The organism is Lysinibacillus sp. FSL W7-1291 (assembly GCF_038593415.1).
Taxonomy (GTDB): domain Bacteria; phylum Bacillota; class Bacilli; order Bacillales_A; family Planococcaceae; genus Lysinibacillus; species Lysinibacillus fusiformis_D.
The window spans coordinates 1,453,550-1,471,668 of record NZ_CP151994.1; the positions used below are offsets into that span (position 1 = coordinate 1,453,550).

Here is an 18,119-nt window from a genome sequence, read left to right on the forward strand (position 1 = left end):
GGATCGTTTTGTTTTTCAACACTATGAAAGGGCAAAGATATAAACTTTGCCCTTTCATGTTGCTAGAAACTCATTCGAATATTTATGGGGTAAAGATATGGTGATTCAGGCTGTTCAATTGTTACCCAATCATCAATATGAATAACGGGTAGGCTTGCACCCTCATAAGTTGTTTGACCGATTGTACCGATTACCTCAATCCATGTATCCTCTTTGATAGTTGGAACCTCAGGAAATTCTGTCAAAAAGCCTACGATACTTGCATCAGCAACACAATGGGTAATAAGGAATCTGGAAACCACTAGTTGCTTTTCTGTAAAGCTATCTTCTTTCAAAACAAAGCCTTTTAACTGGATTTGCTTCCCTAAATAGTTTGCTAGATGTTGATGCATGTCCTCGTAATAAATCGTATAATCCTCATCTGTCATTTTCAGCATAGTTTGTTGAGATAGCTGTTGCTTTAATTGTTCATATTGCTTTTTTGTCATTTCCTGCTTTTCCTCCATTAGTTTAGGGTCAGGATCATGCTCGTCATAGATATTTTCATCAATCGTTTCATTTGAAGTGAGGTAATCCTCAATTTTGGATGGTTGACTTTGCTGAGTGAGAAAGAAGGCCCCACCCTTTTTATCAGCGATTGCAGCATCTAAAATTTTGGCAGGCACGAAGAAGCCCGTCAAAATTGGTGTCATAATAATAAGATAGGCTAGCCATTTTTTGCGTGTAAAGACTGAATGACCATGGTCATGATGTGAACAGCAAGCATGTCCACTGTCGTCACAATGATGGGTCGTCTGAGTAAATGATATGACTCTTGTTAGCTGAACAAGAAACAGTATAAAAAATAAAATGGCAGCTGTTTGGCTAAGACTTTCATATTTGGGGTTAATGAATTTTGTTAGTTCCCCGGTCCAATGCAAGCTCGCAATCATAGCTGAGAAAGCAAGTAGAATAAGGGCTCTTAGCGCTTGCTGAACGTGAAATTTCATGGTTTTCCCCCTTAGAGATACGGTGAAAGAATCCATATACTAATATAGACAATGATAGCCACTAAGGCGGCTAACCAGAAGACAAATTTGAAGCGAAATACGCTCATTAACATAATGGTATTTTTCAAGTCAATCATAGGACCAAAAACAAGAAATGCAAGAATGGATGGGGTTGAGAAAGTAGCACTAAAGGATGCCCCAATAAAGGCATCTGCCTCCGAGCAAAGTGAAAGAATAAAGGCTAAGCCCATCATGACCAAAATAGAGGAGGATACGCCATCTCCAATTTCTACGAGTGTTTTGGTAGATACATAGGTTTGGACAAAAGCAGCTAAAAATGCCCCAATAATTAAGTATTTGCCCATATCAAAAAATTCATCAATGGCATGTTTGAACATATTGAATAGTTTTGTGACAAAGGATGTTGGTTGGTTAGCTGTTGCCAATGAATGAGGTTGTAAGGAGCTTTTAAATTGTGAACCTTTAAAAAACAAGCTAATGAGTAATGCTACGACAATAGCGATAACAAAACCTAGCAGCATTCGTAAGCTGGCTATTTTCAAATCATTTCCAAATGCCATATAGGTAGAGAGAATAACGATTGGATTAATGAGTGGGCCAGTTAACATAAAGCCTATAGCTGCATGTATCGGTACACCTTTGGCAATCAATCTTCTCACAATAGGCACGATTCCACATTCGCAGGCTGGAAATAATGCGCCTACAAGACAGCTCATGACAACGGCCATTACCGCATTTTGAGGAATCCACCTTTGAATATGTTCCTCTGTGATAAAAATCTGAATAAAGCCCGCAATGATGATACCAATTAACACAAACGGTAATGCCTCAATTAAAATACTTAAAAAAATAGTATGCAGACTGAGTAAAGAGGAACTTAAATCACTTAATGCTGAGATATTGAATAACAGGAATGGTAGCAAGCTTACTAATAGCATGAAGATGAACCAAAAATTCAATACATATCTTGAAAGATGGAGACGTTCCACATGTACCTCCTTAAAGTGTAATGATTACGTTTTAAAATATGCAAGTGGTACTGCAAGTATGACTTTTACTATGTAAAAAGAAAGTAAAAGCTGGTCACGAACATTCTTTTACTTTCTTTATTATTGATGGACATCCTTATTTCTATATTGCTTAGGGGTGATACCTGTAAATTTCTTGAAAACTTTTATAAAATAGCTTTGATCTGTGAAATTAAGTAATGAACCAATGTCTAAAATGGGGTAGCTTGTATAGGTTAACAGCTTTTTTGCCTCTTCAATCCTTTGTTGCTGAATATATTCACTAAAGGAAATCCCTACTTCCTTTTTAAACAAGGAAGAAAGATAATTGGGGCTTAAGTGGCAAATTGCTGAAAGTTGATTGAGTGTTATTTCACTATATAGTTGATTTTCGATCGAATGGATGCAGGTTGTAATGGGTGCTGAATATTTGTTTTGCTTAGCTTGTGACACACGACGTGTAAAATCATAAATAGCTTCCTCCATTAACGAAAGAATGTCGATTAAGCTGCTTTGATCCTCAAGTTTTTGAATGTAAAAATCACTTAATGTAAAGGCTGTTTCTTCATTTAATCCACCTTCAATAGCAGCACGACAAATTAGTGCAATTCCTGTAATCATCAAATATTGTACACTTCTTAAATGATTGTGCTTTGAAAGCACTCCAAGTTGTGCTTGTCCGACAATGGAATAGTTCAAGACTTCGTTTAATTTCTCCATCCGCCCATTTTTCACATTGTCTAACAATATTTTTTCATAGTAAAGATTTGTATGCACACTATCTTTTCTTCTTGCATAGGAAAGTTCAAGCGCAGTATGTCCCTCATGACGAATAAGGGGCTTTAACGCGTGGTTGTGGTGAATCACAGCTGTTTTAGATATTTTTTTTTGGTAGATTGAATAATAAACAAATAAACTGATGGCTAAGCATTGCTGATAATGGAGAGTAGGAAACAAATCAGGCTCATGATAAATAGTTGATTTTATAGTGTCTTCTATTACTGGTGAAAGGGACGGTCCAACAACAAGCGCCCCTAAATATTGATTGTCTACTGTTAAGTTAATATAAAAATAATTGCATTCAGCTATAGAGAAAAAAATAGGATAGCTATTTGAAGTCGTATGATATGGGTATGTTTTTAGCTGTTCCTTTAGAGAAATATAGGATGGGTTACTGGTATATTCTGCTGATGAATATTCAAAAACTACTTCTCCCGCTACATTAATATAAGAGACAGGGAGATGATGTATTTCAGAAATTAGTTGACTTATATATTGAAGATCGATAGTGGATATTTTCACATTTCTGCACCCCCGTTCGTAATAATACTATCAAAATGAAAGCAGTTTCAATTTTTATTGTATAGACAATGAGAAAGTACTATTTTGTGTAAAATAATACAATAAAAAAGAGAGAAGTAGCAATAAAATAGACAATGACTTCAAAATATTAGGGAGGAATAGAAGATGGATCTTTTGAATAAAATTGCAGTTGTAACAGGTGCTGGAAGCGGTATTGGAAGAGCCAGCAGTTTGAAGCTTGCTAGCAATGGTGCAAAAGTAGTAGTCGTTGATTTCAACAAAGCAACAGGGGAAGAGACATTAAGCTTGATTAAAAAGCAAGGTGGAGAAGGTATCTTCGTTCAGGCAGATGTTTCGAGAAACGAAGATGTTCAAAAATATGTAAATGTTGCTGTTGATACTTATGGACGCATTGATATATTTTTCAATAATGCAGGAGTTATTCAAAAAATTTCTCCATTAACAGAGATTGAGGATGTAGAGTATGAACGTATTATGGCTATCAATGTGAAAGGTGTATTCCTTGGCTTAAAATATGTTTTAAAGGTAATGGAAGAACAAGGTAGCGGCTCTATTATTAATACGGCTTCAACAGCTGGAATTCGTAGTGAGCATAGTATGGCTGTTTACTCTGCAAGTAAGCATGCAGTAGTAGGTTTAACAAAAGCAGCTTCTTTAGAGTATGTAAAAAAGGGGATTCGAATCAACGGAATTTGTCCAGGAGGCGTAGAGACAGCATTAACAAACAGTGTAACAACTATGTTTGAAACAGGTGGCTATATTCCAGAAGAAATTCCAAATATGAGAATGGGACGCTATGCAAAACCAGAGGAACTGGCTGAAATGGTTGTTTTCCTAGCATCAGACAAAGCAAGCTATATGACAGGCTCAATCGTGGTAGTTGATGGCGGCTTAACTTTATAATAAAAAGAGGAAATCCAGTGAACATTATTCACTGGATTTCCTGTTGTTGAAAAAAGGTAATGTCAACGGCATAATAAGCAATTTTGTAAGGCGAGGGGTTGATTTCCGTTCCGCCAGCGTCCTTTCCAGGGGGCGTCCGATGAGCCACTTCACTTACTGCGTTCGTTCCAGGGTCTCCTCTGTGACGCTGGATCCACTCCAATCAACCATTCTGCAAAAGTGTCTTTTCCTGAACAAAATAGCCCATTATTTATATTATAAGAGAGGATAGCCTCTCTTACTTTCAATGTGGAGAAGTGATGTGTGACAACACCCCTCCATAAAAGAGTAGTGAATACCTTCACTTTTTTGCTAAAAAGTGAACATTTTTATTTTATGGATTGGAGTGGAAGGCTACTTGACTCCTGTAGGATAGCGAGACAGGCGTGCCCCTGCACGGTAGCAGAGGAAGCGGCTCGGCGCTCGCCCACAGGAAAGCAAGTAGCCTACAACAGAAATCCTTTTTTACCTTTCACATAAATTCTATGGGTGGTTTTGTTTTTCAACACTAAGAAATCCAGTGAACATTCATTCACTGGATTTTGTTTGGCAAAGATATTATAAGGTGAATTTTTTCAGCTCATGCATCAATGTATCTGTCATACCTTGCAGATCGTCAATTTTAGCGCTAATTTTTTGGAAGGCAAGTAACTGATCCTGTGTCGAAGCTGAAATTTCTTCTGTACCTGCTGCTGTTTCTTCTGTAATGGCTGAAATATTTTCTATCGTACTATTCACTTGCTGGCTCATTTCATTCGTTTGAACCATTTCCTTTGTAAGGCTTTGTAAATCATGATGAATGTCTGCGATATGTGTCGCAATGACAGCAAATGATTGTTCCGTTTCTACCATTGAATGGGACTGTTCATTTGAAAGCTGATATCCTCGCTCAGCCGTAGTAAGAATATGTGAGATGCCATCCTGTATATGTGTGACCATAGAAGTGATTAAATTTGTTGCATTCTCCGTTTCAGAAGAAAGCTTTTTCACTTCCTCTGCGACAATGGCAAACCCCTTACCGGCTTCTCCAGCACGGGCAGCCTCAATGGCAGCGTTTAAAGCTAATAGATTTGTTTGGCTAGCAATAGTGTGGACAGCATTGGCCGCTCCTTCAATTTCTGAAGTGAATTGCGAAAATTGCGTAACAGCCTCTTTAATATCAAGTGATGTCGTCGAAATATCTTTTGCAATGGTTGATTGTTTTTCTAATGAATACTGACCATTTTGAACAGCCTCTAATGCCTGTTTACCATTGTTAGCGGATTGCTCACTTGTTTGCATAACCCCCTTAAATTGGTCGGTCATATTATTCATAAGGATGGCCACAGATTGAATATCTTCTGACATCGTATAGCTACCTTTTGCTAATTCGTCAGTAGATGTGGCAATTTGATTACTGCTTTCATGAATATTTCTCATATGGCTTGTCACATCTTGTGTGAATACGTTAACATCCTTACCGATATGATCGATGGATTGTACAGTACTTTTCAAATTATTCATCATCTGTGAAAAGCTTTCCGATAGTTGATCAATCTCGTATCGACTGTTTGGTTGATAGGAGAGTGTAGAGGTATCTATAGTTAAATCTCCTGTAGCTGCCCCCTGTGCACACTCTACAATCTGATTAATCGGTTTGGTAATTCTTTTTGCTGCCACATATGAATAAATAATCGTTGCCAAAATTAATAGCACACTGCCGATGATTGTAGTGGTTGTAATAAAACCAATTTTTTGCTTTGTCACTTGTATCATCTCTTGATACCATTCGTTCGTTTCTTTTTTGAGCAAATGCATATCGTTTAAAATACCTTTAATTCGGATAGATTGCTTTTTTATTTCAGAGCGGTTGTTTTCTTGAAAGCCGCTTTCTGTAGCTTTTTCTAGGTCTTCAAATTTATCAGAAATTTTGTCGATAATCTGTTGATGGTCAGGTATTCTTGTGAGAGTAGCCAATGCTTCTAAATTGCTTTTTGTTTCTTGTAAAATAGCAAGTGCTTCATTTTTATTCGCTTCACTATCTAAATAGGTATAATTATTTAATGATTGGCTGGCCACAACCAAACTTTGCTCCAGCTCTTTCACTGCAAGCAAAAGTTTCGTGTCATCCTGTGCAGTTGTTTGGATATTAAATGTTTGAATGATAATAAAGCCAATCATAGCCATAGCCAGTACGATTGGGATGAGTGTATTCATAAATAATTTTTTACGTAATGTCACTGGCCATTCCCCTTTTCTGCAGTAACTTTTATCTTGCCCGAGATAATGGCTTCTTGTGCCTTTTCAATGGCAGCCTGTTGCTCTGATGTTAGTTGAATGACACGAATATCAGCTAGTCCCACACCTTGATCTGCTAGCCCTAATGCAAACGATTTTTGGGTAATTTTTCCGTCCTCTACTAATGTTTTAGCAAGTTGATAGACAGCAAGATCCACATTTTTTAGCATGGATGTGACAACCGTCTTTTCGGCAACAAAAAATTGATCGATATCAACACCCGCTGCATAAATCCCCATTTCCTCGGCCTTTTTAATGGCGCCGAAACCAGTAAAGCCAGCTGCATGATAAATAAAATCAACGTGATTTTTTATATATTGATCTGCTATTGCTGCACCAGCCTGCGTGTCATCAAAGGTACCCGCATATTCGCTCATAATGTCAATAGTTGGTTGTACATAACGAGCTCCTTCGATAAAGCCATTTTCAAAGTGATGAATAACAGGGGCATCTGCACCACCAATAAAGCCAATTTTCCCTGTCTTGCTTGTCATAGCAGCAACCATACCAACTAAAAAACTGCCTTCTTGTTCTTTAAAGGTAATCGAAATAATGTTGTCAACATCAGATTGCCCATCAATCAATATGAATTGTTGGTCGGGATATTGTTTCGCAGTTTTCTCTAGTGCTTCCTGTACAGAGAAACCAAGACCAATGATGATATCATATTTTTCTGCTACAAGCTCGTTCAGCTTGTCCTCATAATCACCCTCAGGAGCCTCTTTGTAATCAAACAAAATGCCAAGCTCATCTCGAGCCTTTTCGAGCCCTTTAAAAGCTGAATCATTAAATGATTCATCGCCTAGTCCCGCGTCTGATAGTAAAACGCCTATCTTATATCCTTCAGTTGATGTCTCTGTCTGTGCGGATGAACAGCCTGTTAGCAATAGACCCATCAAAAGAAAAGTAATCATCAATTTCTTCAAAATGTTTGTACCTCCTGTTGTTTATAGCCTATATATCGGCAAAATGTGAATTTTTTTAGTCTGATGTCAGACTACAATGAAAATAAATTTTTATGTAGAGCATAAGAATAAATAGTCATTTCTATATACATAATAAGTTAATATTATAAACCTAGATGACTAATTAAGTAATATATTTATGAAGATTTCTACAGCAAGCTCTGTATGCCTAATCAATAATAAAGCCTAACGCAGATAGCGTTAGGCTTTCATGTTGTTGAAAAAAGGTAATGTCAACGGCATAATAAGCAATTTTGCAAGGCGAGGGGTTGATTTCCGTTCCGCCAGCGTCCTTTCCAGGGGGCGTCCGATGAGCCGCTTCTGAACTGACCCCAAAAATTTGAACTTTTAAGAAACTCTTCGAAACTCAACTGGACTTTTTCCGTTGAGTTTTATTTTTATCCGTTCATGATTGTAGTAGTGGATATAGTCTACTAACGCTTTTTTGAATGCTTCGTAGTTCTTAAACGTTATTGCGTATAGAAATTCTGATTTCATAATGCCAAAAAAGCTTTCTATCACGGCATTATCTAAACAATTTCCTTTCCGTGACATACTTTGCTTGATTTCATGTGTTGCCAATAACGCTTTAAAACGTGGTATTTGATATAACCATCCTTGATCAGAATGGACGATTAAGCCACTCTTTTTCGATAACTTTGTATACGTAAACGCCTTCTTAAAAGACTGTTGAACTAACTCAAAATTAGGTGATTTTGATACCTCATACCCAACGATTTCTCGATTGAATAAATCTAATACAGCGGATATATAGATTTTTTGACCGTTTATTTTAAACTCCGTTACATCGGTTACCCATTTCTGATTGGGTGCAGTGGCTTCAAAATCACGTTGGATGATATTCTCTGCGACATAGCCGACTGTCCCTTTATACGAACGGTATTTTTTAGGGCGTACCGTCCCTTTTAAGCCCAATTCTTGCATCAATCGTTGGACCGTTTTATGGTTGATGAAAAACCCTTCATTTCGGAGGGCTAAACAAATACGACGATAGCCATAACGCCCCTTATGGTAATGAAAAAGCGTCTGAATTCGTTCTTTGATCGCCTGATATTTATCTGGTTTTACCCATTTTTGGAGATGGTAATAATACGTACTTTTCTTAAGTTTCGCGACTTTTAATAGAGCTTGAAGAGGAAAATCCAACCTTAGCTCATCAACAGCTCTTACTTTTTCTTGGATTTGAAGGCATCCTTTTCTTGAACTAAGGCTTTCAACTTTTTTAAATAGGCATTTTCCATCCGTAAATACTCAATTTCCGCTTTTAACTCATCCGTTGTTTTTCCATTTAAATCGGACGAAGGTGGTTGTTTTTTTGGCATTGATTGGCGCTCCTTTTCTACTTGATAGAGCACCTCACCAGCCGTTGACATCCATTGTTTTTTCCATCTCCGAATGGTTTCACGGGAAGGAATATTAAACTTCGCAGCAGTCTGAAGGAGCGAATCGCCCGTCTCTATCAGGTGTTGAATTACTTTTATTTTAAAAGAATCTTCGTAATTCGTGAACCCTTGAGGACGAATAATTCCTTCGATGCCATGATAGCGATATAATTCAATCCATAATCGAATGTACTGTCGATCCCTCTGTAATCGATTGGCAATCTGATACGTACTTTCTTTTTCTTCAAAGTAAGCTAGAACTGCGGCTAATTTTTGTTCATCAGAAATCACTAACTGCACCCCCTATAGTAGATTTTTAAGTCCAATATTTTGGGTGCAGCTCATTCACTCACTGCGTTCGCTCCAGGGTCTCCTCTGTGACGCTAAATCCCCTAGGAGTGACGCTGGTTCCACTCCAATCAACCATTCTGCAAAAGTATCTTTTCCTGAACAAAATAGCCCATTATTTATATTATAAGAGAGGATAGCCTCTTACTTTCAATTTGGAGAAGTGATGTGTGACAACACCCCTCCACAAAAGAGTAGTGAATACCTTCACTTTTTTATGGATTGGAGTGGAAGGCTACTTGACTCCCGTGGGATAGCGAGACAGGCGAGCCTCTAAACGGAGTGGTAGCGGTAGAAGCGGCTCGGCGCTCGCCCACAGGAAAGCAAGTAGCCTGCAACGGAAATCCTTTTTCACCTTTCACATAAATTCTATGGATGGTTTTGTTTTTCAACACTATGAAAGCCTAACGCAGATAGCGTTAGGCTTTACTATATGTTCTAAACAGCTCCGAATAATTTTAATAGATTAATAATAATAATGCCGATAACACCGAAATCTGAATCGCCAAAGGTTGTGCCTTCATAGCCTATGTCGCCCATAAAGATTAGGAGTATGGCTGGAATAAAGCTAATTAATAGACCATTAGCAAAGGCCCCAGACATGGCACCGATTCTGCCGCCTGTAGCATTGCCAAAGACGCCAGCTGCAGCTCCCGTGAAGAAATGGGGAACGAGGCCAGGAACAATCACTTTTAAACCAATGAAGGGGAGGATAAACATAGAGACAAGTCCTGCTAAAAAACTAAAGATGAAACCAATGATGACAGCGTTTGGTGCAAAGGGGAAAATAGTTGGGCAATCTAGTGCTGCTTTTGTGTTTGGGACAAGCTTATCAGCAATGCCTTTAAAGGCTGGAATAATTTCAGCAATTAACATACGGACACCCGCCAAAATAATATAGACACCTGCAGCGAATGTGATCGCTTGCATAATAGCGAAAATAATAAAATTAGAGCCAGCTGATAATTGTGCCTCAATATAGGAGGGGCCTGCGAAAAGGGCAACAATGACAAAGAATACGCTCATTGTTAAAGAAATAGCGACAGAGGTATCTCGTAAAAAGCCTAATGATTTTGGAACCTGTATGTCCTCAGTTGATTTCGTTTTATTACCAAAGAGCTTACCAATCTTTGCAGAAACATAGTAGCCAACACTGCCGAAGTGACCTACAGCAAAATCATCACTACCTGTTATTTGCCGAACAGTGGGTTGTAAAATGGCAGGGAACACTACCATACAAAGACCAAGAATGATAGACCCTACGATAATAAGAGGTGTACCACTCATTCCACCAACTGACAATGAAGCCGCGATTAAACAAGCCATAAATAATGTATGATGCCCAGTTAAAAAGATATACTTTAATGGCGTAAATCGCGCAAATAATAGATTCATTATCATACCAAATACCATTATCAATGCTGTAGCTGTACCAAAATTAGTCTGAGCAGCTGCCACGATGGCCTCGTTGTTGGGAATGACTCCCTGTACTTGAAAGGCATGATCAAACATTTTACTAAAATGGTCTAACGAGCCAATCAAGACAGTGGCACCAGCACCAAGAATGACAAAGCCCATAATTGTTTTGAATGTACCTGAAAGAACAGTGGAGCTAGATTTTTTTTGAATGAGTAAACCAATAAAAGCGAATAGGCCGACTAGTATAGCTGGTGTTCCTAAAATGTCATGCATGATAACATCCAACATATCAACACCTCATCCTATCCAAATTTTCCGTACTTAAAGCAAAGGTTCTAGCTTTTCTTTTATTTCCACAATACTCATCATATTGACGATGCTCACAATGGTTCCATTGCCTTTCGCTAATTCATTCACAATATCTGCTGCCCCTAAATAAATATCTGCTTTCTCCGCCTTTGCAGATGCTAAATCTGTATGGGTTACCTCAGCATTTTTACCCAATGCCTCTAATACCTTTTTTACATTCCATTCTAAAATCAAGCTACTACCTAAACCATTTCCACACACGACTAAAATTTTCATCCTGGTGACTCCTTTGTCGTATATTGTTTGATTTTTTCACAAATCATGTCTGCATGCTGACAGGCAATCAGGCCTTCAATCTGGTCAGGGTCTTGTAACACTGCTGCCAAATCAGCTAACGCCTGTAGATGTGACGTATTGTCGATGGCAGCTAGCACAATTAGTAAGTAAACAGGCTGATTAGGGCTAAAAAAAACAGGCTGCTGTAACCGGAGCAAACTCATGGCAAGCTCATAAACACCATCAGATGGCCGTGCATGGGGAATGGCCACTTTTGGTGTAATGACGATGTAGGAGCCATATTGCTCAATAGATTGAATCATGGCTTCGACATAGCGTTGCTCAATTTTATTTTGCTGTACTAATGGTCTTGCAGCTAAATGAATCGCTTCTTGCCACGAATGGACAAAGTTTGCAAGCTGTATACAATCCTTTGTCAGAAGCCTAGTTAGCAAGGACAACCCTCCTTTCTTAAAAATATCCTCCCATTTCATGTTATTACGACTACCTGTGGAATTATGTCATAACAGGGGATATTTTTAATTGCTTTGCTACATCGTAAACCGACGTTTTGACAAATTCATCAAGGGTATGATCTAAACGCGTTTTCAGATAAATCAACTGAATCTTTCTGTGAAGCGTCACATCATCTAAATCCTTCTTCATCAGTACACCCGATGTTAATTCCTCTTCTATTAAGGCAATAGATAGAAAAGCCACGTTTTTTCCAAAGGTCAGCATTTTTTTATGGTGCTCACAGAATCCAGCTCAATCGTATAAGTAGAAGGCTGGAAAGAGTCCATCCACTTCTCAATGAAGTGATTAGTGGAGCTAGAAGAGGTATGCAATAAAAGCTTATTTTTAAGAATATCTTCTTTGGTGCTGTCCTATTTAGTCGCTAGTTTGTGTGAAGGGCTAAATGCCAAAACAAGTGCATCTTCCCCAATTGTTTCGTAATGCAGGAAGGGCTTTTCCTGTTGGGTCTCCATGATAAGCCTGAAATCTAATTCTTGAAGTGCTACTTTTTTTCAATTTCAGGTGCTGTTTTTACGTCTAATGAAATGCGGATATCTGGTAAGCTGTTGAAACTTGATGAATTAAATTTGGCATAAAAATATGAGCAGGTAAGCCACTTGCCCCAAAACGTAATGTCCCGATATGCCCTGCTAAAAGATTTTCTATAAAACGATTCATATCCTTTTGAAGTTGAACGATTTGACGAGTGTAGTGATATACGCCTTCTCCTGCCAACGAAAGGTGTTTTGATTTTATTTGTCCCTTCAGTATGAAGACAGCTATATCGAGAAGAGATCTATTTTTATGTTACTATTTTTGAATAGTGAAGAGTGATTTTATGGTAATTAAGAGGAGGATATAATATGGTGCAAACAGTTATTTTAGAAGGATTTGAAAATCGTCAACTTATTACGACACAATCAAAAGTAGAGCCATATAATATGTATATTATGAGTAGAGATATAAGTGAAAGTTGGAGCTATTTAACTGGTTATTATGAAGGTATTGTTCGCTATAATTATCAACTTAATCAAGTTGATCAATTGCTAATTCCGAATGGATTTCAGTTATCAAGTAATTCTTTTTATAATGAATATTTTTATTGCAGCAGATTGATGTGGGAAGGAAAAACTGCAAATTTAATATTAAACCAAATTGATTGCAAAAACCTAATTTTAAAAGATTCAATAACATTAAAAATAGAGGATAATAGTTCCAATCCTGAGAATTCTTCTTTATCTGAAACAGAGCTGTATGGCTTGGGAGAAAGATATTTAGTTGTATGTGTACCACAGATAGAATCGCAAAAATTTACTAGGCACTCAAATTGTATTCTCGTAGATTTTTTAGAAAATAAGTATTACTCAATACCTGAAAAAATAGGACAGGATGATACCTTTTTAAATGTTAATAACATAAAAGTAATTGATAAAAAAAATAAAAAATTCGTTTATTTTACAACTGGCTCATTATCCTACAGTAATAAAAAAAATGCATGGAATCATAGGGAAAAGGAAAATTCAAATTTTACTGAGAGCATTGTAATCATTGACTATAATTTATTTATAGAACAAATAAAAAATGATTTGCCAATTTCAGAGACTTGTATAGTAGATCAATGTGATAATAGTGAAAGTTTTGTATTGGAAAATAATAAAAACGAATGTGTTTATTGGTATAAACATAATCTAAGAGATGAAACATATATTTTGAAAATGTTTAATCCATTCAGTGAAAATTATCTAGAAAGAATTATTGATGGGAAGTATGATGTCATCTATTTCTTTAATGATGATTTATATGGAGTAAAAGAAAGCGAACATACACAAGTATTATATGATGCCAGTAATAATAAGGAGTTATATACAGTAGGAAATTCAAGTTATTTCTATTATGGAAACAAAGAATGGATTGTTTTCTTTGAAAATCCAACTAATAGTTTTAATATGAAATGGATTGTTTATGATTTAATTCATAACAAAGAAGTTGCTTCAATGGAAAGCCCTCATCCAACAGTAGATTATATTAAAGAAAATAATACGATTATATTTATAAAATAATTGCCTCTCCTCTTTTTGCTTGGGGTATGGTAGCAGGGAGTACGAAGGGAGCCTATCATACTTTTGTCTCTTACGATACGGTTGATGCGAGTGTTGCCCAAAAATTGATTCTCGAAAATTCGGCAAAGAAATTGTAAATTGGCATTCAGAAGCATGGTATAAAAATACGTTAGCTCAGGTAGTAGAATATGGATTTGCTAATGCCATAACTTATAAAGAAGCTTTCTAGAGCAAGAAGCGTACAAAGGAGACATTATGGTGGAGCTTTCTACAAAAGCAGATAATGCCAACCAAGCGGCTGTTATCGAAAAGCAATGGTATGAGCAGCTATTATCTGCAGGCTACTTAAGTATAGATCAGCGTGGAAAAACCGCATTTGTCATGAATAAATAAGTAAGAACATAATAAATTCGCAGCATTTTGAAACAATGAGAAAGATTTTGTATGCTCATTGATAGAAATGAGGCGAATTTTTCTTTTGTGAATTGAGATATTAAAAAAGTAGGTCTATGTTGTTCTAACTTTGATATTTTCGCTTACACTTACTATAGGACGAACTTTGGATGATATGAGGGGGAATTAACATAGCGAAGAAAATGGGCATTGTTACGCTACTATTATTCGGTGTTTATGTGCTTTGTATGTACTGGTATATATTCCATAGCGGCGGAGGAAAAATACCTAGCGCCTTACAAGGAACGGTGGCAGATCCAGTAATGTTTATGTCTGGTAAGGAGCTTTTTTTAAGTGGTGAATATTCAAAAATACGGAATTTTTTATTCTTTGTAGCGACTCCTTTGGAATGGCTTATTTACTTTTTGATTTTATTATTGGGCATCTCCCGTTATTTTGAAAAAGTGACGACCTCCCAAACGAAGTGGAAGCTATTGCAAAGTGCAGGCTACCTATTCCTGCTATCCCTATTGCTCTATATTGTTTTATTCCCGCTTGATTATTATCGCTATTACCTCAGCAAAAGCTATGGCATCAGTACGCAAGCATTTGCGTCTTGGATGAAAGATGGTGTTATTGATTTTTGGGTGAACTTTGGGATGAGCTTCATCATTGTGACGGTTATTTATTGGCTCATTAAAAAGAGCGAGAAAAGGTGGTGGCTTTACGCTTGGCTATTAACCATCCCCTTTACAATCTTTGTGATGTTCATCCAGCCAGTTGTCATTGATCCTTTGTACAATGATTTTTATCCGTTAAAAAATAAAGAGCTGGAAACGAAGATACTCTCAATTGCTGAGCAGGCGAATATACCAGCAGAGCATGTTTATGAGGTCAATATGGCACAAAAGACCAACTCCTTAAATGCTTATGTGACAGGGATTGGTAGCAATTCGAGAATTGTACTGTGGGATACCACATTAAATAGACTGACGGACAATGAAATTTTATTTATCATGGCACATGAGATGGGCCATTATGTAGAAAAGCATATTTATTTTGGCATTGCAGGTTATTTATTGCTTACGTTGGTGGGGTTATGGTTTACAGCGAAGGTTATGCGACGTTTGGTTGGACGCTATGGACAGGTACTGAACATCAATAAAGTTGGCAGCATTAGCTCATATCCATTATTTTTGCTCATTACCTCTATATTGTTATTTGCCTCTAATCCAGTGTCGAACTTCATCTCAAGATATCAGGAGACAAGAGCAGATCAGTATGCAATTAACCTCATGAATGATCGTGAAGCGGCCGTAACAGCTTTTCAAAAACTAACGATTTCAGGATTAAGTGAGGTCAACCCTCCGCTTCTTGTTAAATGGTTCCGCTATACACATCCGCCGATGCTAGAGCGTATTTATAAGGTGGCCGATACAGGTGATCACAAACAGACTGCCCCTTTAAAGGAAGAACAGAAGAAAAATTAGGAATATAGGTTTTTCATCAGCAGAAATTGGGTAATCTATGAGAAAGATATATCAAAATTTGGTCGTTGATTGATAGGGGATATCATTATGCGTAATGTGATTATAATTACTCTTTCTTCCATTTTAGTGGCCTTTGCCTATAATTATTTATTAATTCCCCATGAAATCTTGAGTGGTGGATTGAGTGGTATCGCCATCATGCTTGGCATTATTACCCCTTGGAATACAGGGGTATTAAATTTACTGCTTAATTTGCCTTTACTGATTTTAGGTGTGATGAAGCTTGGTAAGCGATTTATCAGCTATACGATTCTTTCTGTAGCCGTTTTGTCCGTGAGTTTATATGTTATTCCAATTCACAAGGCAACACAAGATCCTATCCTTGCATCCCTATTTGGAGGAGTTATTGTAGGCTTTGCGATGGGTATGATTTTTCGTGCAGCAGGCTCCTCTGGGGGCTTTGATATTATTGCCATGCTACTAAGTCGTAAACGAGATTTTCCACTCGGTACATTAATTGCTGCTATGAATGGTGTTGTAGTGGCAGCTTCTGGCTTTGTCTTTAGCTGGGACGCGGCATTATTAACGCTTGTTTCCATTTATGCAACAGGAAAAGTGGTAGATACGATTCATACAAGCCATATTAAATTAACGTTGATGATTATTACGAGTAAAGGGGAAGAAGTCAAGCAGCAGCTGTTGCAAAAACTTCATCGTGGTGTAACGATTATCGATGCGAAGGGAGCCTACTCTGGTGAAGGACGAAAAGTGTTAATCACTGTCATTACGCGTTATCAACTCGCGGATGTAAAAAGTACGATTAAGGAAACCGATCCAAAGTCGTTTGTGAATATCCTACAGACAACAGAGGTTATGGGCATGTTTGATCGAAGTACGAACTAAATAAGGCTAGTCCCTACACACGTTTTAGGTTATACTAACCATAATCGAACGTGTGTTTTATTTTGTGTCGAAAGGGGAAGAAATAGATGGAAAAAGAAATGATTCATGCTCATTGTCTACAACTACAGGGAACGATTTATGACTATAAGGAGGAATGGCAAGCAGACCGCTATCATATTGGTGGGAAAATGTATGCCATGATTGGGGGAAATGCTACAGGTAAGCCTGTATTAACGTTAAAATGCGAACCTGCACGAGCAGAGGAATTACGAGAATCCTTTGTCAGTATTATACCTGGCTACTATATGAATAAAACGCATTGGAACTCCATTTATATGGATGCTGAAGATGTCCCGATGGATTTGGTAGAAAAGCTTATCCAACATTCCTATGAGCTTGTTTTCAGTAAATTAACGAAAAAAGCACAGCAGGAAATTCAGTTGTTAGAAGTGACAAAATAAACAAAGAAAGTTAAACTGTCTCAATCCAACTGAAAATGCTATAGGGTGGAGAAAATAGATGAGAAAATTCTTGTTATTAGCAATAGTCACTTTAAGCGCTTTATTATTGTTAGGAGGCTATCGTTTAACTGCATTAAGCGCTGCAAAAGCAAATTTTTTTATGACACCTGAGTATAAGAATGTTGAAAAGATTCAAGAAGGACACGATATTTTTTATTTGTTTAAGCGTGATAAAAAAGAAATCTATCAAACTGTTTTGGTACAAAAAAACGCATTTCTATATAAAAGGGTTTATGCTACGGGTATCTCCTCCACGAATGATTCTTTAGAGACAATAGGAGGCATGAGCTATCGTTTGAATCATGAAGGAACTTTGTTTGTTGTATTATCTCATGATGAAAATGTTTCCTATATAACAATTAACTCAAAGCAAGGAATTATCAAAAAATCCATTGAACATAGTAAACTAGTTTCGTTTTATATACCTTATGCGCAGCAAATTGATTTATTAGAAGCTGTTGCTTATGATAAGAACGATCGCCCAATCTATTATTATGGCTATGATGATGCTGATAATTTAAGATGGAATCGTGTGGATGAATAAAAAATAGCTGAGGGAACTGTTAAATTTTCATTTGCTTGATCCCACAGCTATCTATTGGATAAATCCTAAGAATTATACCCACGCTCACCATAAGGATTTAGCGTGTCGAGCCATTTTTGCTCTAGCTTTTCAAGCTCTTTTTTGGCATCGAAATAGCCATCTTCTTTTTTCTTTAAATATTCAACGATTTTCACCTCAAAAGCATCTTGACCAAATGAATTGTAGTCCGCTTGAAGCTCCTTATTCGTATGTGTATTCGTTTTGAGCATAAACTGAAAACCATTTAAACGTTTTAAATTATTAAAGCTCCCCACAAACACTTTCCCAGTTTCTGTATTAGTCATCGTAAAAACGCCCGCTTCAATTTTCATGTCCTTATACATCTCTTTTAACTCTTTTTTATGATCCATTTC

General features: G+C 37.2%; 20 protein-coding genes. 7 read left to right on the top strand and 13 right to left on the bottom strand.

Annotated features, from left to right (window positions below; all coding sequences use genetic code 11):
• Window positions 1-62: 62 nt before the first annotated feature.
• From NST76_RS06905 to NST76_RS06915, 3 genes are all read right to left on the bottom strand, one after another.
• Complete coding sequence (locus NST76_RS06905) at window positions 63-989, bottom strand: TIGR03943 family protein (RefSeq protein ID WP_036127048.1); 927 nt, start codon at window positions 987-989, stop codon at window positions 63-65.
• A gap of 11 nt (window positions 990-1,000) precedes the next feature.
• Window positions 1,001-1,999, bottom strand: a complete 999-nt coding sequence (locus NST76_RS06910) for a permease (protein WP_082673685.1) — start codon at window positions 1,997-1,999, stop codon at window positions 1,001-1,003.
• Window positions 2,000-2,119: 120 nt separating this feature from the next.
• Window positions 2,120-3,319: a helix-turn-helix domain-containing protein gene (locus NST76_RS06915; protein ID WP_340812682.1), complete on the bottom strand. Its 1,200-nt coding sequence runs from the start codon at window positions 3,317-3,319 to the stop codon at window positions 2,120-2,122.
• A 165-nt stretch (window positions 3,320-3,484) separates the two neighbouring features.
• Here NST76_RS06915 and NST76_RS06920 point away from each other — a divergent pair, with 165 nt between their 5' ends.
• Window positions 3,485-4,243, top strand: coding sequence for a glucose 1-dehydrogenase (locus NST76_RS06920; protein ID WP_036127043.1), 759 nt, complete (start codon window positions 3,485-3,487; stop codon window positions 4,241-4,243).
• A gap of 597 nt (window positions 4,244-4,840) precedes the next feature.
• Here NST76_RS06920 and NST76_RS06925 read toward each other — a convergent pair.
• The 9 genes from NST76_RS06925 to NST76_RS06965 form a co-directional block, all read right to left on the bottom strand.
• Window positions 4,841-6,502: a methyl-accepting chemotaxis protein gene (locus NST76_RS06925; RefSeq protein ID WP_342544839.1), complete on the bottom strand. Its 1,662-nt coding sequence runs from the start codon at window positions 6,500-6,502 to the stop codon at window positions 4,841-4,843.
• Entirely contained in the window at window positions 6,499-7,485 is a 987-nt protein-coding gene (locus NST76_RS06930; RefSeq protein ID WP_342544840.1) for a BMP family ABC transporter substrate-binding protein, read from the bottom strand. Before NST76_RS06930 ends, NST76_RS06925 begins: the two co-directional genes overlap by 4 nt.
• 387 nt (window positions 7,486-7,872) lie before the next feature.
• Complete coding sequence (locus NST76_RS06935) at window positions 7,873-8,727, bottom strand: IS3 family transposase (protein ID WP_342545249.1); 855 nt, start codon at window positions 8,725-8,727, stop codon at window positions 7,873-7,875.
• Complete coding sequence (locus NST76_RS06940; RefSeq protein ID WP_180957841.1) at window positions 8,712-9,218, bottom strand: helix-turn-helix domain-containing protein; 507 nt, start codon at window positions 9,216-9,218, stop codon at window positions 8,712-8,714. The genes NST76_RS06935 and NST76_RS06940 overlap by 16 nt, the downstream gene beginning before the upstream one ends.
• Before the next feature lie 495 nt (window positions 9,219-9,713).
• Entirely contained in the window at window positions 9,714-10,982 is a 1,269-nt protein-coding gene (locus tag NST76_RS06945; RefSeq protein WP_342544842.1) for a PTS ascorbate transporter subunit IIC, read from the bottom strand.
• A gap of 33 nt (window positions 10,983-11,015) precedes the next feature.
• Window positions 11,016-11,279 carry a PTS sugar transporter subunit IIB gene (locus NST76_RS06950; protein ID WP_342544844.1) on the bottom strand — a complete coding sequence of 88 codons (264 nt, stop codon included), beginning with the start codon at window positions 11,277-11,279 and terminating at the stop codon, window positions 11,016-11,018.
• A complete protein-coding gene (locus NST76_RS06955; protein ID WP_036127023.1) occupies window positions 11,276-11,734 on the bottom strand; it encodes a PTS sugar transporter subunit IIA in 459 nt (152 codons plus the stop codon). The genes NST76_RS06950 and NST76_RS06955 overlap by 4 nt, the downstream gene beginning before the upstream one ends.
• A gap of 61 nt (window positions 11,735-11,795) precedes the next feature.
• Window positions 11,796-12,020 carry a hypothetical protein gene (locus NST76_RS06960; RefSeq protein ID WP_342544845.1) on the bottom strand — a complete coding sequence of 75 codons (225 nt, stop codon included), beginning with the start codon at window positions 12,018-12,020 and terminating at the stop codon, window positions 11,796-11,798.
• A gap of 312 nt (window positions 12,021-12,332) precedes the next feature.
• Window positions 12,333-12,530, bottom strand: a complete 198-nt coding sequence (locus NST76_RS06965) for a hypothetical protein (protein WP_231745049.1) — start codon at window positions 12,528-12,530, stop codon at window positions 12,333-12,335.
• Window positions 12,531-12,658: 128 nt separating this feature from the next.
• Here NST76_RS06965 and NST76_RS06970 point away from each other — a divergent pair, with 128 nt between their 5' ends.
• The 6 genes from NST76_RS06970 to NST76_RS06995 all read left to right on the top strand — a co-directional run bounded on the left by NST76_RS06970 (window position 12,659) and on the right by NST76_RS06995 (window position 17,706).
• Window positions 12,659-13,855, top strand: a complete 1,197-nt coding sequence (locus NST76_RS06970; protein WP_271912700.1) for a hypothetical protein — start codon at window positions 12,659-12,661, stop codon at window positions 13,853-13,855.
• 255 nt (window positions 13,856-14,110) lie between these two features.
• Window positions 14,111-14,248, top strand: a complete 138-nt coding sequence (locus tag NST76_RS06975; RefSeq protein WP_342544846.1) for a hypothetical protein — start codon at window positions 14,111-14,113, stop codon at window positions 14,246-14,248.
• A gap of 191 nt (window positions 14,249-14,439) precedes the next feature.
• Window positions 14,440-15,738, top strand: a complete 1,299-nt coding sequence (locus NST76_RS06980; RefSeq protein ID WP_051891739.1) for a M48 family metallopeptidase — start codon at window positions 14,440-14,442, stop codon at window positions 15,736-15,738.
• Between the two features lie 87 nt (window positions 15,739-15,825).
• Window positions 15,826-16,641: a YitT family protein gene (locus NST76_RS06985; RefSeq protein ID WP_036127018.1), complete on the top strand. Its 816-nt coding sequence runs from the start codon at window positions 15,826-15,828 to the stop codon at window positions 16,639-16,641.
• 86 nt (window positions 16,642-16,727) lie between these two features.
• Entirely contained in the window at window positions 16,728-17,102 is a 375-nt protein-coding gene (locus NST76_RS06990) for an MmcQ/YjbR family DNA-binding protein (RefSeq protein WP_101966343.1), read from the top strand.
• 58 nt (window positions 17,103-17,160) lie between these two features.
• Window positions 17,161-17,706 (top strand): hypothetical protein, encoded by a 546-nt coding sequence (locus NST76_RS06995; protein WP_342544849.1) that lies wholly within the window; start codon window positions 17,161-17,163, stop codon window positions 17,704-17,706.
• Between the two features lie 65 nt (window positions 17,707-17,771).
• Here NST76_RS06995 and NST76_RS07000 read toward each other — a convergent pair whose 3' ends face one another.
• Window positions 17,772-18,116: a GIY-YIG nuclease family protein gene (locus tag NST76_RS07000; protein WP_058844272.1), complete on the bottom strand. Its 345-nt coding sequence runs from the start codon at window positions 18,114-18,116 to the stop codon at window positions 17,772-17,774.
• Between the last annotated feature and the right edge of the window lie 3 nt (window positions 18,117-18,119).

What these genes read in the sequence shown, in the direction of transcription:
- NST76_RS06995 (WP_342544849.1), top strand. Translation starts at nt 17,161, where the DNA reads ATGAGAAAATTCTTGTTATTAGCAATAGTCACTTTAAGCGCTTTATTA.
- NST76_RS06975 (WP_342544846.1), top strand. Translation starts at nt 14,111, where the DNA reads ATGGTGGAGCTTTCTACAAAAGCAGATAATGCCAACCAAGCGGCTGTT.
- NST76_RS06950 (WP_342544844.1), bottom strand. Translation starts at nt 11,279, where the DNA reads ATGAAAATTTTAGTCGTGTGTGGAAATGGTTTAGGTAGTAGCTTGATT.
- NST76_RS06985 (WP_036127018.1), top strand. Translation starts at nt 15,826, where the DNA reads ATGCGTAATGTGATTATAATTACTCTTTCTTCCATTTTAGTGGCCTTT.
- NST76_RS06945 (WP_342544842.1), bottom strand. Translation starts at nt 10,982, where the DNA reads ATGTTGGATGTTATCATGCATGACATTTTAGGAACACCAGCTATACTA.
- NST76_RS06905 (WP_036127048.1), bottom strand. Translation starts at nt 989, where the DNA reads ATGAAATTTCACGTTCAGCAAGCGCTAAGAGCCCTTATTCTACTTGCT.
- NST76_RS06970 (WP_271912700.1), top strand. Translation starts at nt 12,659, where the DNA reads ATGGTGCAAACAGTTATTTTAGAAGGATTTGAAAATCGTCAACTTATT.
- NST76_RS07000 (WP_058844272.1), bottom strand. Translation starts at nt 18,116, where the DNA reads ATGGATCATAAAAAAGAGTTAAAAGAGATGTATAAGGACATGAAAATT.
- NST76_RS06990 (WP_101966343.1), top strand. Translation starts at nt 16,728, where the DNA reads ATGGAAAAAGAAATGATTCATGCTCATTGTCTACAACTACAGGGAACG.
- NST76_RS06960 (WP_342544845.1), bottom strand. Translation starts at nt 12,020, where the DNA reads ATGCTGACCTTTGGAAAAAACGTGGCTTTTCTATCTATTGCCTTAATA.
- NST76_RS06920 (WP_036127043.1), top strand. Translation starts at nt 3,485, where the DNA reads ATGGATCTTTTGAATAAAATTGCAGTTGTAACAGGTGCTGGAAGCGGT.